At 39.1% G+C, this 19,534-nt stretch carries 17 protein-coding genes and 1 tRNA gene; 6 read left to right on the forward strand and 12 right to left on the reverse strand.

The window, feature by feature from the left end:
* Window positions 1-34 precede the first annotated feature (34 nt).
* Window positions 35-610: an NAD(P)H-dependent oxidoreductase gene (locus NSQ71_RS14680; protein WP_327848599.1), complete on the reverse strand. Its 576-nt coding sequence runs from the start codon at window positions 608-610 to the stop codon at window positions 35-37.
* A 198-nt stretch (window positions 611-808) separates the two neighbouring features.
* Here NSQ71_RS14680 and NSQ71_RS14685 point away from each other — a divergent pair, with 198 nt between their 5' ends.
* Both NSQ71_RS14685 and NSQ71_RS14690 read left to right on the forward strand, forming a co-directional pair.
* Window positions 809-1,048: a hypothetical protein gene (locus tag NSQ71_RS14685; RefSeq protein ID WP_339210283.1), complete on the forward strand. Its 240-nt coding sequence runs from the start codon at window positions 809-811 to the stop codon at window positions 1,046-1,048.
* A 101-nt stretch (window positions 1,049-1,149) separates the two neighbouring features.
* A complete protein-coding gene (locus NSQ71_RS14690) occupies window positions 1,150-1,767 on the forward strand; it encodes a DedA family protein (protein WP_117016936.1) in 618 nt (205 codons plus the stop codon).
* Window positions 1,768-1,968: 201 nt separating this feature from the next.
* Here the strand turns inward: NSQ71_RS14690 and NSQ71_RS14695 are convergent, their stop codons facing one another.
* The 3 genes from NSQ71_RS14695 to NSQ71_RS14705 are packed head-to-tail and all read right to left on the reverse strand — an operon-like array spanning window position 1,969 to window position 5,167.
* On the reverse strand, window positions 1,969-3,117 hold the full coding sequence (locus NSQ71_RS14695) for a thiolase family protein (protein WP_130156496.1): 1,149 nt from the start codon (window positions 3,115-3,117) through the stop codon (window positions 1,969-1,971).
* Window positions 3,114-4,595: an AMP-binding protein gene (locus NSQ71_RS14700; RefSeq protein ID WP_340734156.1), complete on the reverse strand. Its 1,482-nt coding sequence runs from the start codon at window positions 4,593-4,595 to the stop codon at window positions 3,114-3,116. Before NSQ71_RS14700 ends, NSQ71_RS14695 begins: the two co-directional genes overlap by 4 nt.
* Window positions 4,596-4,606: 11 nt before the next feature.
* Complete coding sequence (locus NSQ71_RS14705) at window positions 4,607-5,167, reverse strand: biotin transporter BioY (RefSeq protein WP_063387249.1); 561 nt, start codon at window positions 5,165-5,167, stop codon at window positions 4,607-4,609.
* A gap of 480 nt (window positions 5,168-5,647) precedes the next feature.
* On the opposite strand from NSQ71_RS14705, the gene yidC reads away from it, so the two are divergent.
* Entirely contained in the window at window positions 5,648-6,424 is a 777-nt protein-coding gene (gene yidC, locus NSQ71_RS14710; RefSeq protein ID WP_066250911.1) for a membrane protein insertase YidC, read from the forward strand.
* A gap of 269 nt (window positions 6,425-6,693) precedes the next feature.
* On the opposite strand, the gene yhbH is transcribed toward yidC, so the two are convergent.
* Window positions 6,694-7,860, reverse strand: coding sequence for a sporulation protein YhbH (yhbH, locus tag NSQ71_RS14715; RefSeq protein WP_130156502.1), 1,167 nt, complete (start codon window positions 7,858-7,860; stop codon window positions 6,694-6,696).
* 199 nt (window positions 7,861-8,059) lie between these two features.
* A complete protein-coding gene (locus NSQ71_RS14720) occupies window positions 8,060-9,955 on the reverse strand; it encodes a PrkA family serine protein kinase (protein WP_063387245.1) in 1,896 nt (631 codons plus the stop codon).
* Window positions 9,956-10,405: 450 nt separating this feature from the next.
* Between NSQ71_RS14720 and NSQ71_RS14725 the strand changes: the two genes are divergently transcribed.
* Window positions 10,406-11,518 (forward strand): glycerol dehydrogenase, encoded by a 1,113-nt coding sequence (locus tag NSQ71_RS14725; RefSeq protein WP_327863191.1) that lies wholly within the window; start codon window positions 10,406-10,408, stop codon window positions 11,516-11,518.
* 200 nt (window positions 11,519-11,718) lie between these two features.
* Here the strand turns inward: NSQ71_RS14725 and trmL are convergent, their stop codons facing one another.
* The 3 genes from trmL to queG are packed head-to-tail and all read right to left on the reverse strand — an operon-like array spanning window position 11,719 to window position 14,319.
* Window positions 11,719-12,192 carry a tRNA (uridine(34)/cytosine(34)/5-carboxymethylaminomethyluridine(34)-2'-O)-methyltransferase TrmL gene (trmL, locus tag NSQ71_RS14730; protein WP_094244585.1) on the reverse strand — a complete coding sequence of 158 codons (474 nt, stop codon included), beginning with the start codon at window positions 12,190-12,192 and terminating at the stop codon, window positions 11,719-11,721.
* A 32-nt stretch (window positions 12,193-12,224) separates the two neighbouring features.
* Window positions 12,225-13,145 carry an amidase domain-containing protein gene (locus tag NSQ71_RS14735; RefSeq protein ID WP_340734157.1) on the reverse strand — a complete coding sequence of 307 codons (921 nt, stop codon included), beginning with the start codon at window positions 13,143-13,145 and terminating at the stop codon, window positions 12,225-12,227.
* A 40-nt stretch (window positions 13,146-13,185) separates the two neighbouring features.
* Window positions 13,186-14,319, reverse strand: coding sequence for a tRNA epoxyqueuosine(34) reductase QueG (queG, locus tag NSQ71_RS14740; RefSeq protein WP_063387242.1), 1,134 nt, complete (start codon window positions 14,317-14,319; stop codon window positions 13,186-13,188).
* An 82-nt stretch (window positions 14,320-14,401) separates the two neighbouring features.
* On the opposite strand from queG, the gene NSQ71_RS14745 reads away from it, so the two are divergent.
* A complete protein-coding gene (locus NSQ71_RS14745; RefSeq protein WP_063387241.1) occupies window positions 14,402-15,067 on the forward strand; it encodes a B3/B4 domain-containing protein in 666 nt (221 codons plus the stop codon).
* A gap of 119 nt (window positions 15,068-15,186) precedes the next feature.
* On the opposite strand, the gene NSQ71_RS14750 is transcribed toward NSQ71_RS14745, so the two are convergent.
* The 3 genes from NSQ71_RS14750 to NSQ71_RS14760 all read right to left on the reverse strand — a co-directional run bounded on the left by NSQ71_RS14750 (window position 15,187) and on the right by NSQ71_RS14760 (window position 18,800).
* Window positions 15,187-15,260: transfer RNA gene (locus tag NSQ71_RS14750), tRNA-Gly, on the reverse strand.
* A gap of 1,899 nt (window positions 15,261-17,159) precedes the next feature.
* Window positions 17,160-18,323, reverse strand: a complete 1,164-nt coding sequence (gene trpB / locus NSQ71_RS14755) for a tryptophan synthase subunit beta (protein ID WP_340734158.1) — start codon at window positions 18,321-18,323, stop codon at window positions 17,160-17,162.
* 84 nt (window positions 18,324-18,407) lie between these two features.
* On the reverse strand, window positions 18,408-18,800 hold the full coding sequence (locus tag NSQ71_RS14760; protein WP_063387239.1) for a VOC family protein: 393 nt from the start codon (window positions 18,798-18,800) through the stop codon (window positions 18,408-18,410).
* A 362-nt stretch (window positions 18,801-19,162) separates the two neighbouring features.
* Between NSQ71_RS14760 and NSQ71_RS14765 the strand changes: the two genes are divergently transcribed.
* Window positions 19,163-19,471 carry a hypothetical protein gene (locus NSQ71_RS14765; protein WP_063387238.1) on the forward strand — a complete coding sequence of 103 codons (309 nt, stop codon included), beginning with the start codon at window positions 19,163-19,165 and terminating at the stop codon, window positions 19,469-19,471.
* The last annotated feature ends 63 nt before the right edge of the window (window positions 19,472-19,534 follow it).

Raw genomic sequence — 19,534 nt, forward strand, 5'->3', positions numbered from 1 at the left:
TGATCCCTGTCAAAAAGTGAATATTTCGAAAAAATTAAATCATTTCAACTATATCTTCTACTTCCTTTAGCATCGCCTTTTTCGTATTTTCATCGACATAAGGAACTGAATAAAAAAACTTATGAGTGATTGTTTCAATCCCGCAAAAATTTAAAATACCGACATCAACGATTGTCTCCATTGATGCAATTAACTGATACGGCTTTAAATAATTTTCCGGATGAGATGTTGTTTGAAAAATAATCGCTCTTTTATTTTGCAAAAGCCCTTTTGCCCCTTCATCCGTAAACGTAAAAGCGAAGCCATTCGTGAATATTTTTTCGATATATCCTTTTAAAATAGCGGGCATGCCGTTCCACCATGTCGGATAAATAAAAATTAATTGTTTTGCCCACGAAAAATGCATTTGCTCTTCTTGTATCGCTTTGGATACGGCTGGATTGTGTTTTGTAAAGTAATCCTCTTTTAAGACAGGATTAAAGTTCATTTCATATAAATCCCGAATTCTAATTTCATGCTGCTTTTGCTGAAGTTTTTGTACAGTAGTCTGCAAGATCGCGTAATTAAAACTGTTTGGATTTGGATGGGCGTAAATAATCAGTGAATTCATAAAACTACCTCCAGACGATGTTACTTTTAGTATGAAAGTTCTTGTTAAACTTCATGCACGACAGAAAATAATGAATCCCCTTTCATTTTTCATAATTTTTGAAATGGAAAATAATTATAAAATAAGGTTGAAAGTTAGTTGGAAATTGATAAAATAACAGTAATCTAAATCTTTTTTTGAAAAGGTTGGGAATACTATTTGAGTACAAAAAAAACTTGCCGTTTTATTATTCATGCAACTGGAAAAAATGGAGAAACGTATTTAGCGACCTGTCAAAACAAATGGGAAGTAAAACAATGGATTGCAGCCAATCACTCGAAAGTAAATAAAAAAGAATTGAAAATCATCGACAAACAGAAAAAACAAATAGTAGCCAAAAACATTTTCATTGTGTCCACCGTTTTATTTGCACTTTACGAGCTTTATATACTTCTTTAGGGACATCCAGTCAATTGGCTAGATTTTATTTTTGATCATTTTTTGGACAATTTCTTTAGTATAATATATAGAGAATTTGTTCTTTATTAGGAGGAACTTGAATGGAAAACTGGATTACAGAATTTATGGAGCAATATGGCTACCTCGGAATTTTTTTAATTATTGCGCTAGAAAACATTTTTCCACCGATTCCGTCCGAAATTGTCCTTCCTTTTGGCGGTTTTATGACCACTTATTCGAACTTGACAGTTCCAGGAGTTATTTTGGCGGCAACTTGCGGCTCCGTTGTCGGTGCAATCATTTTATACGGCGTCGGTCTGTTGCTAGATGTTGAGAGGTTGGAAAAAATTGTTGACCGTTGGGGATACATATTGAAAATTTCAAAAGAGGATATACATAAAGCAGACAATTGGTTTGACCGTTACGGCATATGGACTGTGTTATTTTGCCGAGTTATTCCGTTATTGCGAAGCTTAATTTCCATTCCTGCTGGAATGTCCAACATGAATTTCGTTTTATTTTTGATTTTCACTACGATCGGTTCTCTCGTATGGAATATATTTCTCGTATCGGTTGGCGCGGGATTAGGAGAAGCTTGGCCTCTCATTACCGAATACATAGACATTTATTCAAAAATCATTTATGCTGTGATCGCCGTTCTTGTATTTGCTGCAATCATCATTTGGTATTTTTTTCGATTCCGACGCTCCAAATCATAACGCTTTGCCTGAAGCGCTGAAAAATAATATATGCACGTTTTTTATACTTTTAGCTCGCCTCAATCAAACAAATACCGCTCGCAATGATGATTGAGGCTTAGCTATTCCATTCATCGCTGATAAGCGATTATTTCCACTTGCCTGGCCGAATGAAAGGATATTGGAAAGCTGCTTCGAAAACGCGCTTTCCAATGATTTGTTTTATGCGTCATACAATTCAAACAATGTAGCGAGGCCCAGACCACCTGCGATTCCTAATGTTGCGATTGCCCGTTTGCCTCTCAATCTTTTCATTTCTGTGCAAAGCCTTGCAACAAGAATAGCGCCTGAAGCACCATAAGGATGTCCGATGGCAATAGCCCCTCCTCCCACATTCAGCTTTTCCAATGGTATGTTTAATTGCTTAACAGAAGCCAATACTTGAGAGGCAAAAGCTTCATTAAATTCGATTAAATCGATATCCTCCATTTGGAAGCCGGTTCGTTTCAGCAGCTGTTGCACTGCTGGAACAGGACCAATGCCTAAAAGGTTCGGATCGACACCTGCACTTGTACAATCGACAAATTTCAGAACGGGCAGAAGCCCAAGCTCTCGGCATTTTTTTTCAGACATGACAAGGACGGCACAAGCCCCGTCATTCAATGGACAAGAATTGCCAACAGTGACTGTGCCATTTTCTTTAAATATCGGCTTCATGGCACGAAGCCTTTCCAAGCTCAACCTTTTCCTTGGACATTCATCACGATCCATGCCATTTACAGGGACAATTTCACTGCTGAATCTGTCATTCTCCATCGCTTGAACCGCTTTTTGATGGCTGCTGTATGCAAACAAGTCCTGCTCTTCCCTTGAAATTTGAAACGCTTCCGCAACATTTTCCGCCGCTTCCCCCATTTCAGGATCACCGAACGACTCCGGCGAAAACCGTGCTCTCGTATAGATCTTAGGTGGCTTCATTTCATATAAAGATAAAGGTTTTTCAATTCTCCAAGGGGCAAGGCTCGTACTTTCGACTCCTCCGGCAATATAAATGTCGCCGGCTCCTGATTGGACAAGCCGGCAAGCGAGATTCACCGCTTCCAATCCTGATCCGCATTGGCGATCAACAGTAATACCCGGAACTTGATCGGGAAGCCCCGCTAAAAGGAGTGAGAGTCTAGCGATATTTCCTCCTGGACCGACCGCATTTCCTAAAATAACTTCATCAATTTCCTGCGGATCGATTCCGCTCTCGTCTACAATCGCTTTGATGACTGCAGCAGCCAGTTGTTCAGGGCGGACGTTTTTAAACATTCCCCCCATTTTTCCAATAGGCGTTCTTTTTGCCATAACAATGACAGGGATCGTCATTTTTCTTCCCCTTTCACAATGAATTCAAGTTCTTTTCGCGCAATCTTTCCGCTGGATGTATAAGGGAACTCGTCCACTTCATAAAACGTTCGCGGGCATTTATATAACGGGAGCTCAGATCGGCAATAGCGCTTTAATGCATTGAAGCTTCTATGCTGAGCTTTCTCTTTCCATTTAATAAATGCAACCGGCTTCTGCCCCCAATAATCGTCCTCTACTCCGATAACAACCGCTTCCTCAACCTCATCCCGTTCCTTCAAAACTTTTTCAATTTCTTCCGGATAAATATTTAAACCGCCGCTGATGAACATATTTTTCTCGCGTCCAACGATCGTTAGAAAACCGTTCTCGTCTAAGTACCCTAAATCACCAATTGATGCGCCGTCATCCTTCAATACATTTTTTGTTTCAATCGGGTTGTTGAAATACCCTGAAAATAATAAATTGCTGCGTACGACTACTTCCCCAACTTCATTAAAGGATGCTTCCGACCCATCTTTTTTTCTGATTGCTACTTCCACACCTGGAAAAAGAATGCCGACACTTTTTGGCGCTATTTTAAAAATTTCATCATCGACATAACTGACAAAGCTTAATTCCGATGCGCCATAAAACTCAAACAACTGTCCGTTCGGAAACTTTTCTTTTAACTGCTTTCTAGCTTCATAAGAAAGCTTTGCACCAGACGAAATGATTGTTACATTGTTCATTATGCATTTCTCTTCATTTTTCATCATTTGAAGCAAAGCTTGAATCATCGTTGGAACGCCATAAAATACAGTTGCCTCTCTCTTTAACAAAATATTGAATGTTTCCTTTTGAGAAAAAGCCGGGAGCAAATAAAAAGTCGCCCCGATATGTAAGGCGTGAACAGCCGCAAACAAGGACAACGAATGACATAAAGGGCCGGGAGCAATGATGACATCATTTTTTCCATATCCAAAAATTTGTTCTCCTACATTAAAGCTTTCCAGCCAGGATTTATGATTTCTCATATATCCTTTCGGTTTTCCAGTTGAACCTGAAGTAAAGCCGAGATAAAACAATTCTTCATCAAACTCTTCCCACTTCTCGTGATGATCCGTTTGGACATCTTTTTTTATTTCATCAATTAACATGACGTTCTCATGCTTTATTCCGGTCCTCTCCAAAAAATTGCGGCTTCCAATGCATATATCCAGCTGGCAGCTTTCCAATACATGCCGGATATCGCGCTTTTTCCATTTTGGATCAAAAGGAACAGCAATCCCGCCAAGTGTAATAACGGCAAAAAACACTTCTAAAAATTCTGAAGTGTTTCCCATTAATATGCCAACTTTTATATTTTTTTTGTTTGTCAATCGAATGAAAGCTGTTTGTATTTTTTTTATATTTTCGTACAGTTCATAATATGTAACCGTCCGTCCATTTATTTGTTGAATTGCCGGTTTTTGAGGATGTTCGTATGCAAATTGGCTAATGTTTCTCCCGATCCCCATCAGCTCACCCCTTAAGCAGCCTGTTTATTACGAGCTTTAATCAATGGATACGATTTTTGAATTCTTACTGCCAAAAATGCTGAAATCACCGCTTTTGTTAAATCTCCTGGAATATAAGCCAACGCCGATATGCTCGCACTTATCCAATTCATATTGGCAATCCAAGACAAATAAGAAATGCCGCATAAATAAACAAATAAAATACCACCAATTATATTAAATACTAACACTTTCCAAAATGCTAATTTTTCAAAATTCTTTTCAACTAAAAAACCTATTATAAAGGATGCAAAAGGCCAAGATAAAATATATCCACCGCTCGGACCAAATAATACTGCCAGCCCGCCTCTTCCGCCAGCAAGAATCGGTGCTCCGGCTCCTACAAGTAATACAAACAACAATAAACTGATAAATCCTCGTTTGGATCCTAACATTGCCCCTGCCAGCATCACACCCAATGTTTGAGCGGTGATTGGCACTGGCGTGAACGGAAGCGCAATCGGCGGTATGAGGCCGAGCACAGCAACAACAGCCGCGAACATTGATACTAATACCATATCATATAACTTCATACAAATAACTCCTTTCGAAAAAATTTTATAATCACATAATAGTTGAAATAACGATTTTTATAAACCTGAAATTTATTTAAGTTTACATTAAAATGTTTTTTCATAAAGAAATGACAATTAGGCTTGTTCACGATACAATATTTTTATAATTGCTATTGAGGTGACTCTTGTGCCCGAACTAGAGCTGACTTTTGATACATTAATCATCGCCCTTTCACTGCAGATCTGCATACAGATCGGGCTAAACTTTTTTCATCGTTATGTCCGTACTGGTTATCAAATTTCTGCCAAAGCGAAATTTGAACAGTTCAAAAACAGCTTTTTTGACAGCATTTCAAGAGAGATCCCGTATTTCACTTTCCTTTTTCTTTCATTTCTTATAAAGAAAAGAAAGCGGAAAGAGGGACCGGACGATAAGGAGGATCATCTTTTTCCTTCCCTGTTGGAGACACATTTTGTTTATTTATAAGGAGGAAAAAGATGCGGAATATTTTGTATATCGTAGTCATGATCACTTTTGTTGCACTAACTGGATGCAGCGCTGGCAGCTCAAATCAATCAGGCTTTTTCCAGCAAACATTCGTTGAACCTTTTTCAATTATTATTAAAACTTTTGCGGACTGGTTTCACGGCAGCTATGGAATCGCGATTATTTTAATTACGGTCTTGATTCGGTTGATTCTTATGCCGTTAATGCTTCGCCAATATAAAGACCAGCAAAATATGAAATTGAAAATGGAGAAAGTTATGCCGGAGATGAAGGAGCTGCAAGAAAGGTTTAAAAAGGCGAAGGATCAAGCAGAACAACAAAAAATTCAAAAGGAAATGATGGATTTCTATCGAAAGCACGACATCAATCCATTGAAAATGGGCTGCCTTCCCATTATTATTCAAATGCCGATCATCATGGGGCTGTATTATGCCATTCGCGGTTCGAAAGAAATTGCAACACATTCATTTTTATGGTTTAATCTCGGAACACCTGACCTTATTTTGACGCTTTGTGCTGCAGCTATTTATTATGTGCAATTTAAAGTTTCCATTAGAACGGTACCTGAAGATCAATTGCAAGGACCGATGAAAATGATGGGAATGCTGTCGCCGCTAATGATAGGAACAGCTTCTTTTGCTTCACCCGCTGCCTTGCCTCTTTACTGGACAGTGAGCGGATCATTCCTTATTCTGCAAACATTACTTGCGCAAAAGCTCTACTATAAACCAATAGAAAAAGAAAAAGGCCAGAACTCTGAACAGTAGAATCAGTAGCCGTACAAAAATACCTTTTGCGAACAATATGAATAAATTAGCGAATTGATCTTTCCTCTTGCGTTAGACAGTAAAATAACCTGTCTAGCGCAGGAGGAAATTTTTTTGGTTGAAAGGGACTGTGAAAATCTTCGTGCTTATCTTCTCTCCAACATTCAAATGAATCTGCTGAAATTTTTCCTTCAAAAAATCTTTTTGAACAGCTGTTACTAGAAACTGCAAAACAAAAGAAGGAACCTATGTCAGGCCCCTTTTCACATTTAGCTGGTTTTACTTTCTTGTTTTTTAAAAAAAGTTTTCATCGCATGAAACACATCTGCTTTTTGCTTTAACACAAAATAACGGAATTTCGGATTGTTGATGTTTTTATAAGCAGACATTAAGGTGGAGTATCTGTTGTACTGGTTGACCTCGCCGTAACAAAAGATGTTGCAAATTTTCATTAGTTCTTCGACAAGCTTCACGCATCGGCTGTTATCTGAAGTTAAATTATCTCCATCGGAAAAATGGAACGGATAAATATTGTACCGGGAAGGCGAGTATTTTTCTTCAATAAGTGCTAATGCTTTTCGATAGGCAGAAGAACAAATGGTGCCTCCGCTTTCACCTTTTGAAAAAAATTCATCCTCAGTGACAACCTTTGCCTCCGTATGATGGGCAATAAATTCAATATCTACCGTTTCGTATTTCGATCTTAAAAATCTAATCATCCAAAAGAAGAAACTTCTTGCCATGTATTTTTCCCATATTCCCATAGAACCGCTCGTATCCATCATTGCAAGCACAACAGCTTTTGACTCTGGTTTTTCCACTTCGTTCCAAGTTTTAAATTTCAAATCTTCCGGATATATCGGATAAAAACTTCGTTTTCCTGCCATCGCATTTCGTTTAAATGCCGAAAGCATTGTCCGTTTTTTATCAATGTTTCCCATAAGGCCTGTACGGCGAACATCGTTAAATTCTATTTTTTCAGCAATATTCTCATCCATTTCTTTTTGCTGTAAATCTGGAAGTTCAAGTTCCTGAAAGAACGCTTTTTCCAAGTCCATAATCGACACTTCAGCTTCATAATAGTCCTCTCCAGGCAAATCTCCAGCGCCTTCGCCTTTCCCAGCTGCTTGTGCATCATTTGTGCCATCCCTCGCAACGACATCGCCAATTTTACTGTCTCCCTTTCCTTGGCCGACATGTTTGTTTTTGTCATAGTTATATCGAATTTTATATTCATCAAGCGACCGTATCGGAATTTTTACTACATTTTTTCCGTTTGACATGATGATGCTTTCTTCTGAAATAAGATCAGGGAGATTATTGCGAATCGCTTCTTGCACTTTTTCTTGATGGCGAACTTGGTCATCATGGCCTTTACGATGGAGGGACCAATCCTCTCTAGAAACAACAAAGTGATGGTTCCCTTTGGATGTCATTTTTTCCCCTCCCTTAAAAAACTTGGCAATTCTTTTATTATATTCAAACGAATGAGTTCGTTTGGACAAATAAAAGATTATTCTATCATATGCTCGAATCTTCCAAAATTGACATGCTGTTGCACACCTTTTTTGATTAGAAATTTTGAAAAAAATAGCGCCCATTCGGGCGAATCATGAACGAAACCAGCTTCAATTGTCAACGATTTAGTAAACTGCCTACATAGCGAAGAAGTTCATTGGCAGATGTTGAATTGTATCCATATTCATCAATGAGTCTCGCTACAACCTCGTTAATTTTCTTTAATTGCTGTTCGTCAGGCGTTTTAGTTGACGTTGTAATTTTCACAACGTCCTTCAAATCTGCAAACAATTTTTTTTGAATAGCTTCGCGCAACCGCTCATGGGAATTGTAGTCAAAACGTTTCCCTTTTCTTGCATATGCTGAAATGCGAATCAAAATTTCTTCTCGGAAAGCCTTTTTTGCATTTTCTGAGATGCCGATTTGCTCCTCAATCGAACGCATCAATTTTTCATCCGGATTCATTTCCTCGCCTGTCAGCGGATCGCGGATTTTGCTTTTATTGCAATACGCTTCAACATTATCTAAATAGTTGTCCATTAAAGTTTTTGCTGATTCTTCATATGAATAGACAAACGCCTTTTGAACCTCTTTTTTCGCAATTTCATCGTATTCTTTCCGCGCGATGGAAATGAAATTCAAATAACGCTCACGGTCTTCTTCTGAAATCGAAGGATGCTGATATAAACCTTCTTTTAACGAACGAAGTACATCTAACGCATTGATAGAAGGCACTTCTTTCCGAATAATGGTAGAAGAAATCCGATTGATGACGTAACGAGGATCGATGCCGCTCATTCCTTCTTCCGGATATTCTTTTTTTAGCTCTTCCACATCTACAGCATTAAACCCTTCAACCAATTCTCCGTCGTAAAGCCGCATCTTTTTCACAAGATCGATATCCGATCTCTTCGGCTCCTTTAAACGGGTTAAAATAGTAAACATTGCCGCTACTCTCAATGTATGAGGAGCGATATGAACATCGGATACATCGCTTTCTTTAATCATTTTTTCGTAAATTCTTTCTTCATCGGAGACCTTTAAATTATACGGGATCGGCATGACGATAATTCGCGAATGGAGAGCCTCATTTTTTTTGTTTGAAATAAATGAACGATATTCTGTTTCATTCGTGTGAGCGACTATGAGCTCATCAGCTGAAATGAGCGCGAATCGGCCCGCTTTAAAATTTCCTTCCTGAGTTAGAGATAGCAGATGCCATAAAAATTTTTCATCACATTTCAACATCTCTTGAAACTCCATCATTCCTCTGTTTGCCTTGTTAAGCTCTCCATCAAATCGATAAGCCCTCGGATCGGATTCTGAGCCGTATTCAGCAATTGTAGAAAAATCTATACTTCCCGTTAAATCGGCAATATCCTGCGATTTTGGATCAGACGGACTGAATGTGCCGATTCCTACCCGTTTGTCTTCTGAGAAAAAAATTCGTTCAACTAAAACATCCTCAATTCTTCCGCCGTATTCTTCTTCAAGGCGCATCATATTAAGTGGAGATAAATTGCCTTCAATTCGAATGCCGTATTCTTTATAAAAGTCATCGCGAAGATGGTGCGGAATTAAGTGCAAAGGATCTTCATGCATCGGGCAGCCTTTAATTGCATAAACTGCACCTCTATCCGTTTTCGAATATTCTTCTAATCCCCTTTTTAACAAAGTGACAAGTGTAGATTTTCCGCCGCTGACAGGACCCATTAACAACAGAATTCTTTTTCTTACATCCAGCCGCTTAGCAGCGGGATGAAAATATTCTTCCACAAGCCGTTCCAATGCTTCGTCCAGTCCGAAAATTTCCTGGTTGAAAAATTTATATCGTTTTCGGCCATTAATCTCCTCAATCCCTGCATCTTTTATCATATTATAAACGCGAGAGTGGGCGGATTGGGCTATCCATGGTTTTTCTTTTAATATTTCCAAATATTCAGCGAAGGTGCCTTCCCATTTTAAGCGCTCTTCCATTTCTCTATGCTTTTCGATTTTTTTCAAAATATCCATCAGGGACCTCCTCCATCGTTGGTTTGAGCACCAGATTAATACAATTTATGCGAGGATGTCCTTAAAGATGCTTTTTGATTAGCTTAATGTTTGAAAATGAGTTAAAAAATTTTGACAAAATGACAAACCTTAGGGAAATTCTTTCACTCGTTGGGAATGTTAATGTATAATAAAACTAGTAATTTTTGATTACGTTGTACATATGAAGGAGGGATCTTTTTCATGAAAACTGCTTTAGTTTTAGGTGTCTGCATCACATTTTTAATTGCTATTTTCACTGCAGGATACAACGATAAACCTGGTGTCAACAAAAAATAATTTTGTGCATATTGATGATTTGTTCACAAGTAGTCCTCCCGATAATTTTGTGAAGCGATAAAGCAGGTAGGGAATTGCGGCTTGTTTTAGTTCCATGAAAATAACTCCAAAAACATAAAAGGGGTGCTAATTATGGCGGTAGAAAGAGTATTTATCAGCCCTGCAAAATATGTTCAAGGTAAAAATGTCATTACAAAAATCGCGAATTATCTTGAAGGAATTGGAAACAAGACAGTCGTGATAGCTGATGAAATAGTTTGGAAAATTGCTGGGCATACAATTGTAAACGAATTAAAAAAAGGAAATATTGCAGCCGAAGAAGTAGTTTTTAGCGGAGAAGCTTCGAGAAACGAGGTAGAAAGAATCGCGAATATTGCAAGAAAAGCAGAAGCTACTATTGTAATCGGCGTTGGTGGAGGAAAAACGTTAGATACCGCAAAAGCGGTAGCGGATGAATTAGATGCTTATATAGTGATTGTGCCGACAGCTGCTTCAACTGATGCTCCAACTAGTGCTCTTTCTGTTATATATTCTGATGACGGCGTATTTGAAAGCTACCGTTTTTATAAAAAGAATCCAGATCTTGTACTTGTCGATACGAAAATTATCGCTAATGCTCCGCCACGTTTACTTGCCTCTGGAATCGCTGATGCACTTGCAACTTGGGTGGAAGCACGCAGTGTTATAAAATCAGGAGGAAAAACGATGGCGGGCGGCATCCCTACAATTGCAGCTGAAGCAATTGCAGAAAAATGTGAACAAACTTTATTCAAGTACGGGAAGCTTGCCTATGAATCAGTAAAAGCAAAAGTCGTCACCCCTGCGTTAGAAGCGGTCGTCGAAGCAAACACGCTCCTTAGCGGACTAGGTTTTGAAAGCGGCGGTTTGGCAGCGGCTCATGCTATTCATAACGGATTTACCGCGTTAGAAGGCGAAATACATCATTTGACACACGGAGAGAAAGTGGCATTTGGTACTCTTGTCCAGCTCGCTCTCGAAGAACATTCACAACAAGAAATTGAACGCTATATTGAGCTTTATTTGAGCCTTGATTTGCCAGTCACGTTGGAGGACATTAAATTAAAAGATGCTTCACGCGAAGATATACTAAAAGTCGCTAAAGCAGCAACCGCAGAAGGGGAAACAATCCATAATGCATTCAATGTGACAGCTGATGATGTAGCAGATGCGATTTTTGCTGCTGATCAATATGCGAAAGCATATAAAGAAAAACACCGCAAATAACGTTTTGAATTGGCATTTCTTCATGGGATACCTTGTTGACTGCAAAAAAGGCCAGGCGCTTTGACAGCTCTGGCCTTTGTATTTGCTTTTTTAACCTTATGGTAGTCCGCTCCTTCTCATACTTCCTTTATATTTGAACAGAATAACCGCCAAAAATAATGTATATTTACAATCCGAAAGAAGCCCAAAACTAAAAGTGTTTAAGATAATCCATGAAAGCTTTGCTGTCTTAGCGCCTCATACACTAAAATAGCGGCAGTGTTCGACAAATTTAATGCCCGAACGTTTTCCGTCATTGGAATGCGCAAACACCGATCTTCATTTTCTGCAAGCAATTCTTTTGGAAGTCCTGTTGTTTCACGTCCAAAAATGAAGAAAATCTCTTTGGAAGGATCACTAAAATCATAGCTCGTATAATATCGTTTTCCAAATTTAGTTATATAGTAGAAATCCCCGTTCTGGTTTTGCTGAAAAAAATGGTCAAGAGAATCATAATAATGAATGTTTACAAATTCCCAATAATCAAGCCCTGCGCGTCGAAGCATTTTATCATCCGTTGAAAAACCTAAAGGACGAATTAAATGAAGGGCTGTATTAGTCGCCGCACAAGTTCTAGCAATATTTCCAGTATTTGCAGGGATTTCTGGTTGATATAAAACAACGTGTAATGCCACAATGATTCACCTCGAAAACTATTATAACATTTTTAAGAATCCTCATTATCATCAATGATATGAAAAAATTTATATTGAATGTTTTCTGTATAGGCAGTTGAGTCTTCGTACGACCAATATCTCATTCGGCTGTTGGATGTTTGGGCATTGACAAGCGGCATATCGCTTTTATCTTTTGCAACAACAAATGTTGAATGGTCAAATCTGCCGTCGCCTTGAAAATCATAACAAATCACATCCCCGGGCTTAAGCAGCTCAGGAGACGAAACTTCTTTCGCTCTAAGTCCTGTTTTTGATGTGGACAAATACAGCATCAGCGCATGAGCTACAGACCAGCTGTAGCTCCAATTATTATTCGCAAGCCACCATCCTGATGACCGGTTCGGGTAGCCTCTCATCGGCGCATCACCGGCACGTAAACATTGGGAAACATAATTTGTACAATTTACGTCAAAATAAGGATAATTCGGATTTCTGCTGTTCCACCACCGTTCCGCATATTGGACGCTTTTCAACCGATCATATTGAAAAGAAACCCGTTCATCTTTTCCATGCCACTCTTCGTTTGACCAATCATCCTCTTCATCTTTATGAAAACAGTCTTTTAGTTTAACTTCATCAGATATTAAATGACCTTTATTGGAAAACTTCGCTACCCGCTCTTCCCCAATTTCTTCTATATATAAAAAATCACCCTGCTTATAAAGAAGCCTGTAATCACATAAATAATCTACAACGGTTGCCTCATCTTCGATCTGTTTCGGCCATTTTATGAGACAAGTCGCTTTCACTATTTCCGCTTTTCGTTTTGCTGCCAGCTCTTTTTTCTTTTCACACCATTCAAGCTCTGAAGATTGCTGCCGATTGTGATTGACAGATTTGTTCACTAAAAATTGCAGCTTTTCATTTATTTTTCGATAAACAGCCTGTACGTCCACATTTGTCACCACCATTTTCGTTTCTTCTATATACGTATGATGGTGACAATTAAAATCATGCTTTCAACATTTCAATTCCTTTGACAATTTCATTCTTTACTTCTTCATCTTGTTCTTTTTCCAGAGCTTTTTCCAATTCAAAAAGCACTGATTGATCTCCTATCCTTCCAATCGCCCATGCGGCGGTTCCCCGAATAATCGGTCTTGAATCTTCGTGCATCAGTTTAATTAAGTCAGGCAAAGCCGTTCTATCTTTATAATGGGCTAAAGCGATGATCGCATTTCGCTGAATCGGTTTTTTTCCTCTCCATGAACCAGCTATATGGCCGAATTTTTCTTTAAACTCGCGGTTTGAAATATGAAGAAGCGGCTTTAATTTTGGCTTTGCAATTTCAGGATCCGGTTCCATTTCAGAATGGATATGGAAATCCTTTCCTTTATTTTCCGGACAAACAAGCTGACAAGTGTCACAGCCGTAAAGCCTGTTTCCGATTTTCCCACGATATTCATCAGGCAGAAACCCTTTTGTTTGCGTTAAAAAAGCAATACATTTCTTTGAATCGAGCTGCCCGCCTTGTACGAGCGCACCAGTCGGACATGAATCGACACATATGTTGCAGGATCCGCATCGGTCTTCAATGGGGCTGTCGGGAGGAAAAGGAATATTTGTAATCATTTCGCCCAAATATACATAAGAGCCGAATTCCGGTGTAATAATCATGCAGTTTTTTCCGCTCCATCCGATACCGGCTCGCTCTGCTACGGCCCGATCCGACAGCTCCCCCGTATCGACCATCGATTTAACCTGTGCTCCGTCCACTTTTTCTAAAATAAATCTTTCCAGCTTTTTCAACCGATCTTTTAGAATCACGTGATAGTCTGTCCCCCATGAAGCCCTGCAAAATAAACCGCGCCGCTCTTTTTTTGTACTTCTGGGAGCATTTTTCATTTTTGAAGGATATGCCAACGCTATAGAGATAATCGATTTTGCTTTTGGAAGGAGCAGCTCAGGATTTGTCCGCTTTTCGATATCAGGCTCCTCGAATCCTGACTGATATCCTAACTGCTGCTGTACAATTAACCGCTCCTTCAATGTTTCAAAAACATCAGCACTCGCAAAACCGATTTTATCGATTCCAATTTGCTTGCTGTATTCAATAATTTCTTGTTTGAGAACTGCGAAATCCACACCGCTCCACCCCCTTTGTTTTTATTTCAAAAAATATATAAACTATGTTAAGATAAAATGGCTGAAAATAGGAGGGAAATCAATGGAATTTTTTATTGCTGAAGAGGTCAAACAACGAATTCCTCACTTTAAAATAGGCTTAATTGAGTATGATCATATTCAAGTATCCGAATCCCCCCAAATGTTAAAAGGGAGACTTCGTTTCTTTCAAGAATCTATTTTTTTCGATCTAGAAAATAAAAATGCAGCTGAATTAGACGGCATTCGAGAATGGCGGGAAGTCTTTAAGCGTGTTGGCACTGATCCTAATCGATACCGCCCATCCAATGAGGCTCTTTTTCGCCGCGTTCAAAAACAGCAATACTTACAGTCTATCCATTCAGCCGTTGACTTAAATAATTTTTTCTCCTTGAAATATGAAATTCCGTTAGGCATCTACGACCGAAACAAAATAAAAGGATCTATTACGTTAAAAATCGGTGAAAATGGTGATTCATATGATGCCATCAACGGCCGCCAAGTAAATTTGGAAAATAAACTAGTAACCTGTGATGCAAACGGACCTTTCGGAAGCCCCTATGTTGATTCCAAGCGAACAGCAGTACAGCTTTCGACAACAAGCGCTTTACATATCGTTTATTTAAAGCCATCGATGCGGACAGAAGAAGCAAAAAAATTACTTGAAGCGATGGCAAACATGTTTGTTCAAATTCACGGTGGAGATGCTCGCCAACAAATTTTCGCTTAAGCCTCTCCCTTTTCTTTCTTTTAATGGCATGGCAGCCATATACAAAATTTCTATAATGAAAAAACGCAATGCTTCGTTTGCTTATAAAAACGAAACACTGCGTTGATGAATGATATGTATGGAGCGGGTGATGGGAATCGAACCCACGACATCAGCTTGGAAGGCTGAGGTTTTACCACTAAACTACACCCGCATATATTATTCGATTTTCTATTAAAACGAAAAACACGCATTTGCCATGCCTCTTCCTCTTCCAGCTTATTCGAAGAAGTAAATGCGTCGAGGCAACTCGATGCTTATTCATTGAAGCATCGCTCGTGGCTGAGGTTTTACCACTAAACTACACCCGCATACATTATTTCTTTTCTATCAAGACGAAAAACACGCACTTGCCATGCCTCTTCCTCTTCCAGCTTATTCGAGGAAGTAGATGCGTCGAGGCAACTCGATGCTTATTCATCGAAGCATCGCTCGTGGCTGAGGTTTTACCACTAAACTACACCCGCATACATTATTTCTTTTCTATCAAGACGAAAAACACGCACTTGCCATGCCTCTTCCTCTTCCAGCTTATTCGAGGAAGGAGATGCGTCGAGGCAACTCGATGCTTATTCATTGAAGCATCGCTCGTGGCTGAGGTTTTACCACTAAACTACACCCGCATACATTATTTCTTTTCTATCAAGACGAAAAACACGCATTTGTCATGCCTCTTCCTCTTCCAGCTTATTCGAAGAAGGAGATGCGTCGAGGCAACTCGATGCTTATTCATCGAAGCATCGCTCGTGGTAGCCGTAATGCAATGACGGGTTTTATTATAGCAAAGCGAAAATGACGGTGCAACGGAAAAATGTAAAAAAAACGACATTTTTTTATGTTTTTGTCGAAATTGTGAACAAAATAGATACCAAGCTGTCCATTTAACACCCTATACCACTGAAAAAAGCATTAAATCAACAGTTTTTCTTATTTTGTTCATATATTTACAAAGCTGGTGGTAAATGTCCGGCGTTTAAATGTAAACTCCGAAATCATGGCAAGCTTAGATAACAGTTAGATTGAACCCCTCAGTCATTCCTTCGCAAACTAAATTTATCAACCAACATAAAATACTAAGAGCTGAGAAGATTCCTATAAAATCAGAGTAAAGTTAAGACCAAATGATAACTATACCTCAAAAACTACACCATTTTGATTCATTGAAAAAATGTGATGAGCGCACTTATCCCATATCTTTTAACTTTCTATAGCACTTTCGTGACTACAGCTCCCATACCTTGCCCATTTCAGAGCTGTCAAGAATTTTTTCAAAGATAAATATACACTTATCCGGTGGATCAAAAATCTGCCTTTTTTATATTACTATAAACAACTTGCTCTTCTAAAAATTCAGCTGATGAATCGTTAAAAGAATCGAGTAGGAGGGAGCGATTAACTCCCGTCCTCTCACACCACCGTACGTACGGTTCCGTATACGGCGGTTCAATTAAGATAATTGACGCAAGTCTTTATAACTTCCGTGAATAGCTGTTCTCTTTATGCCAGTGGTCACTCCACCCTCCAAGAGATCTCCCACGGGATTCACCGCTTCCTCCCTCAAGTGAGGTACTACGTTTTCTGTGTTCATCATGACTCACTGAATGCCAAGGGCTATTCTCTCTTAATTGTTCGGTCCTTCTTAGTTGTTCTAGACCAACTAATACTATGACCTCTGCTGACTTCTGACGGTTCAGCTATCTATCACTAGATAGGTTACCAAGGTTACTTGGCGTGCCAGCCAGACCTCCCCGGGTAAGAGTGTAATCTTTCCTTCCATCCATCTGCTTCATTTACTCTGTATCACCTTCGGCAGAAAGGGCTTTGTTTTGTCTTGCAAACTCACCCAGTGATACCTAGCCTCATATGAAGTTCGTGTTCCGAGAGACCTTAAAGTTTGCCGCTCGCTTCCTTCAGATTCCGCGTCACCACGGACACCCTTGCGTTAAGCTAACTGCTACTTCTGCCTTCGCAGCTCGGGACTTTCACCCTATAGATTACACCCATGCCGGGCGCACAAGTAAAAAATCGACGTTCAAAAACGCCGATTTTCACCTTATTTTTTCAACATTTCAAACACTTGCTCGACATCCTTATCTCCTCTGCCAGAGAGATTAACGATCACAATATCCTTCTTGCTTAGCTGCGGGGCAAGTTTCATCGCATATGCTACAGCATGTGAACTTTCAAGGGCAGGGATGATTCCTTCCAACTTAGATAATTGCTGAAAAGCTTCCAAAGCCTCTTTTCCAGACACCGTAACATATTCTGCCCGTCCGGTTTCCTTCAAATAGCTGTGCTCTGGACCAATTCCAGGATAATCAAGCCCTGCTGCAATAGAGTAAGTCGGCATTGGATCATTATTTTCGTCAAGCAAAGTTAAGCATTTAAATCCGTGAATAACAGCTGGAACACCTTTCGTAAGCGTTGGTGCCTCTTCCGGCTCCACTCCTATTAATCTTACGTTTGGTTCGTCCAGATAATGCGCAAAAGCTCCGATTGCATTGCTTCCTCCTCCTGCACAAGCAATCACTGCTGTTGGAAGCTTCCCTTCTTTTTCAAGAATCTGCTTTTTCGACTCTTCACTAATAACCGATTGAAAATGCTTGACAATTGTTGGATACGGATGCGGGCCGACAGCAGATCCAAGCAAGTAAAACGTGTTTTGGTAATTTTCCACATAATCAGCTAAAGCTGCATCCACCGCATCCTTCAAACGTCCTTGTCCTTTTTCAACCGGTACTACCTTTGCACCAAGCAGCTCCATCCGAAACACATTTAATGCCTGCCGCTCTGTATCGAGCTTGCCCATATAGATGGTGCATTCCATTCCAAACATCGCACACGCGGTTGCTGTTGCAACACCGTGCTGTCCAGCACCCGTTTCTGCAATGATTCTAGTAGCCCCCATCCGTTTGGCAAGCAAGATCTGTCCAATTGCATTATTGATTTTATGTGCTCCGGTATGATTTAAATCTTCACGTTTTAAATAAACTTTCGCGCCCCCGAGCGCTTCTGTGAAATTTTTCGCATATGTCAGCGGATTTTCTCTACCGACATATTCTCTTAAATAATATGCCAATTCTTCATTAAACGTTGAATCGTTTTTAAATTTTTCGAAATTCTCTTCCAGTATGTCCAATGCTCTTTGCAAATCCTTTGGAACAAAGCTTCCTCCAAATTGGCCAAAATAACCCTTCTCAACTGTTTGCTGACTCATCTTACTCATCTCCTCTAAGCTTTTATTCAATTATAGCAAAACATGTTCAAATCAAACACTTATTTTTAGAATTTCTGCCGCTTATTATTTTGCATAGTTTAGCTCCCAAACTACACCGAATTTATCGATTACCACACCATATTTTGAATTCCAAAAAGTATCTTGCAATTCCATTTTGACCTGTCCGTCTTTCGCTAATGTTGTAAAAATTGAATTTATTTCATCTTCTGATTCTAAATCCAATGTCAGCCATATATTGTTCCCCTTCGTCACCGGTGAGAAAACATCGGCAAAATAAAGTACACATGATTCGTTAATATGCAGCTCGGCATGAATATATTTTCCTTCGTGGCCTTTAAACATTTCTTTTCCATCGGATGTCTCTACATTTTTAAGTTCTCCTCCAAATACTTGCTGATAATATTGCAACGCTTCCTTACAGTTATGCAAATAAATATGAGGGATTATTTTTTTCATCTTTTTTACCCGCCTTTGCCAGATTGTAGGGATAAACATTCTTCTCGTCCATTTTACCATAAGGGAATGACACCTTGTTTTTAAGAAGAGGAGTGCCTCCTGTTTCTGTGTAATGATTCAACATCGCATTTTCCTAGGGCCAAGCTACAATCTTTTTTGAAATAGAGCATTACTAGAAACAATTGAAATATTCTAAAATATAAAATGGAGTTAAAAAGCACAGCGTGATGCAGGTTACCTGCTCCGAAATTGCTCTTCAAATTGGTAAACAAGAAACATCTTGTTATATTGTGTAATCTTTCTTAACGAGATACTTAGCAAAAAATTCAAATTATGTAAAAATCAATTTGGAGGACACACTCATGAAGAAGAATGACTACTTTCATTCGAAAAATTACACCGGGAATCATTTACATGTAGACAACTTTAAAGATGAATTTTCCCCTTTCATCGAAGGAATTGCCTGGGAAAGAACTGATGGCACAATGGATTTATTTTTTGATGATTTAAAAGAGGAAGAATTTCAACAATTATTTGTAAATAAAGAGCATTATTATGATAAATTTAAAGGTGGATTTATAGAAAATGTTCAAACAAATGAGGAAGCGTATGAAAAATTTCGTCAATGGGTGGATGAAGTACTGGAACCGTTTAGAAATGGCCAAAAATAAGCGAATGTTCCATTGAAATGCATTTTGCAAAATTCCCCCATATTTTTACTACAAATGAAAGAA

The organism is Aeribacillus sp. FSL M8-0235, from assembly GCF_038000355.1.
Lineage (GTDB): Bacteria > Bacillota > Bacilli > Bacillales > Aeribacillaceae > Aeribacillus > Aeribacillus composti.

Bases quoted from the DNA above. Each gene is read 5' to 3' on its own strand.
- NSQ71_RS14680 (WP_327848599.1), bottom strand. From the start codon at position 610: ATGAATTCACTGATTATTTACGCCCATCCAAATCCAAACAGTTTTAAT.
- NSQ71_RS14690 (WP_117016936.1), top strand. From the start codon at position 1,150: ATGGAAAACTGGATTACAGAATTTATGGAGCAATATGGCTACCTCGGA.
- NSQ71_RS14695 (WP_130156496.1), bottom strand. From the start codon at position 3,117: ATGACGATCCCTGTCATTGTTATGGCAAAAAGAACGCCTATTGGAAAA.
- NSQ71_RS14700 (WP_340734156.1), bottom strand. From the start codon at position 4,595: ATGGGGATCGGGAGAAACATTAGCCAATTTGCATACGAACATCCTCAA.
- NSQ71_RS14705 (WP_063387249.1), bottom strand. From the start codon at position 5,167: ATGAAGTTATATGATATGGTATTAGTATCAATGTTCGCGGCTGTTGTT.
- yidC (WP_066250911.1), top strand. From the start codon at position 5,648: ATGCGGAATATTTTGTATATCGTAGTCATGATCACTTTTGTTGCACTA.
- yhbH (WP_130156502.1), bottom strand. From the start codon at position 7,860: ATGACATCCAAAGGGAACCATCACTTTGTTGTTTCTAGAGAGGATTGG.
- NSQ71_RS14720 (WP_063387245.1), bottom strand. From the start codon at position 9,955: ATGGATATTTTGAAAAAAATCGAAAAGCATAGAGAAATGGAAGAGCGC.
- NSQ71_RS14725 (WP_327863191.1), top strand. From the start codon at position 10,406: ATGGCGGTAGAAAGAGTATTTATCAGCCCTGCAAAATATGTTCAAGGT.
- NSQ71_RS14735 (WP_340734157.1), bottom strand. From the start codon at position 13,145: ATGGTGGTGACAAATGTGGACGTACAGGCTGTTTATCGAAAAATAAAT.
- NSQ71_RS14745 (WP_063387241.1), top strand. From the start codon at position 14,402: ATGGAATTTTTTATTGCTGAAGAGGTCAAACAACGAATTCCTCACTTT.
- trpB (WP_340734158.1), bottom strand. From the start codon at position 18,323: ATGAGTCAGCAAACAGTTGAGAAGGGTTATTTTGGCCAATTTGGAGGA.
- NSQ71_RS14760 (WP_063387239.1), bottom strand. From the start codon at position 18,800: ATGAAAAAAATAATCCCTCATATTTATTTGCATAACTGTAAGGAAGCG.
- NSQ71_RS14765 (WP_063387238.1), top strand. From the start codon at position 19,163: ATGAAGAAGAATGACTACTTTCATTCGAAAAATTACACCGGGAATCAT.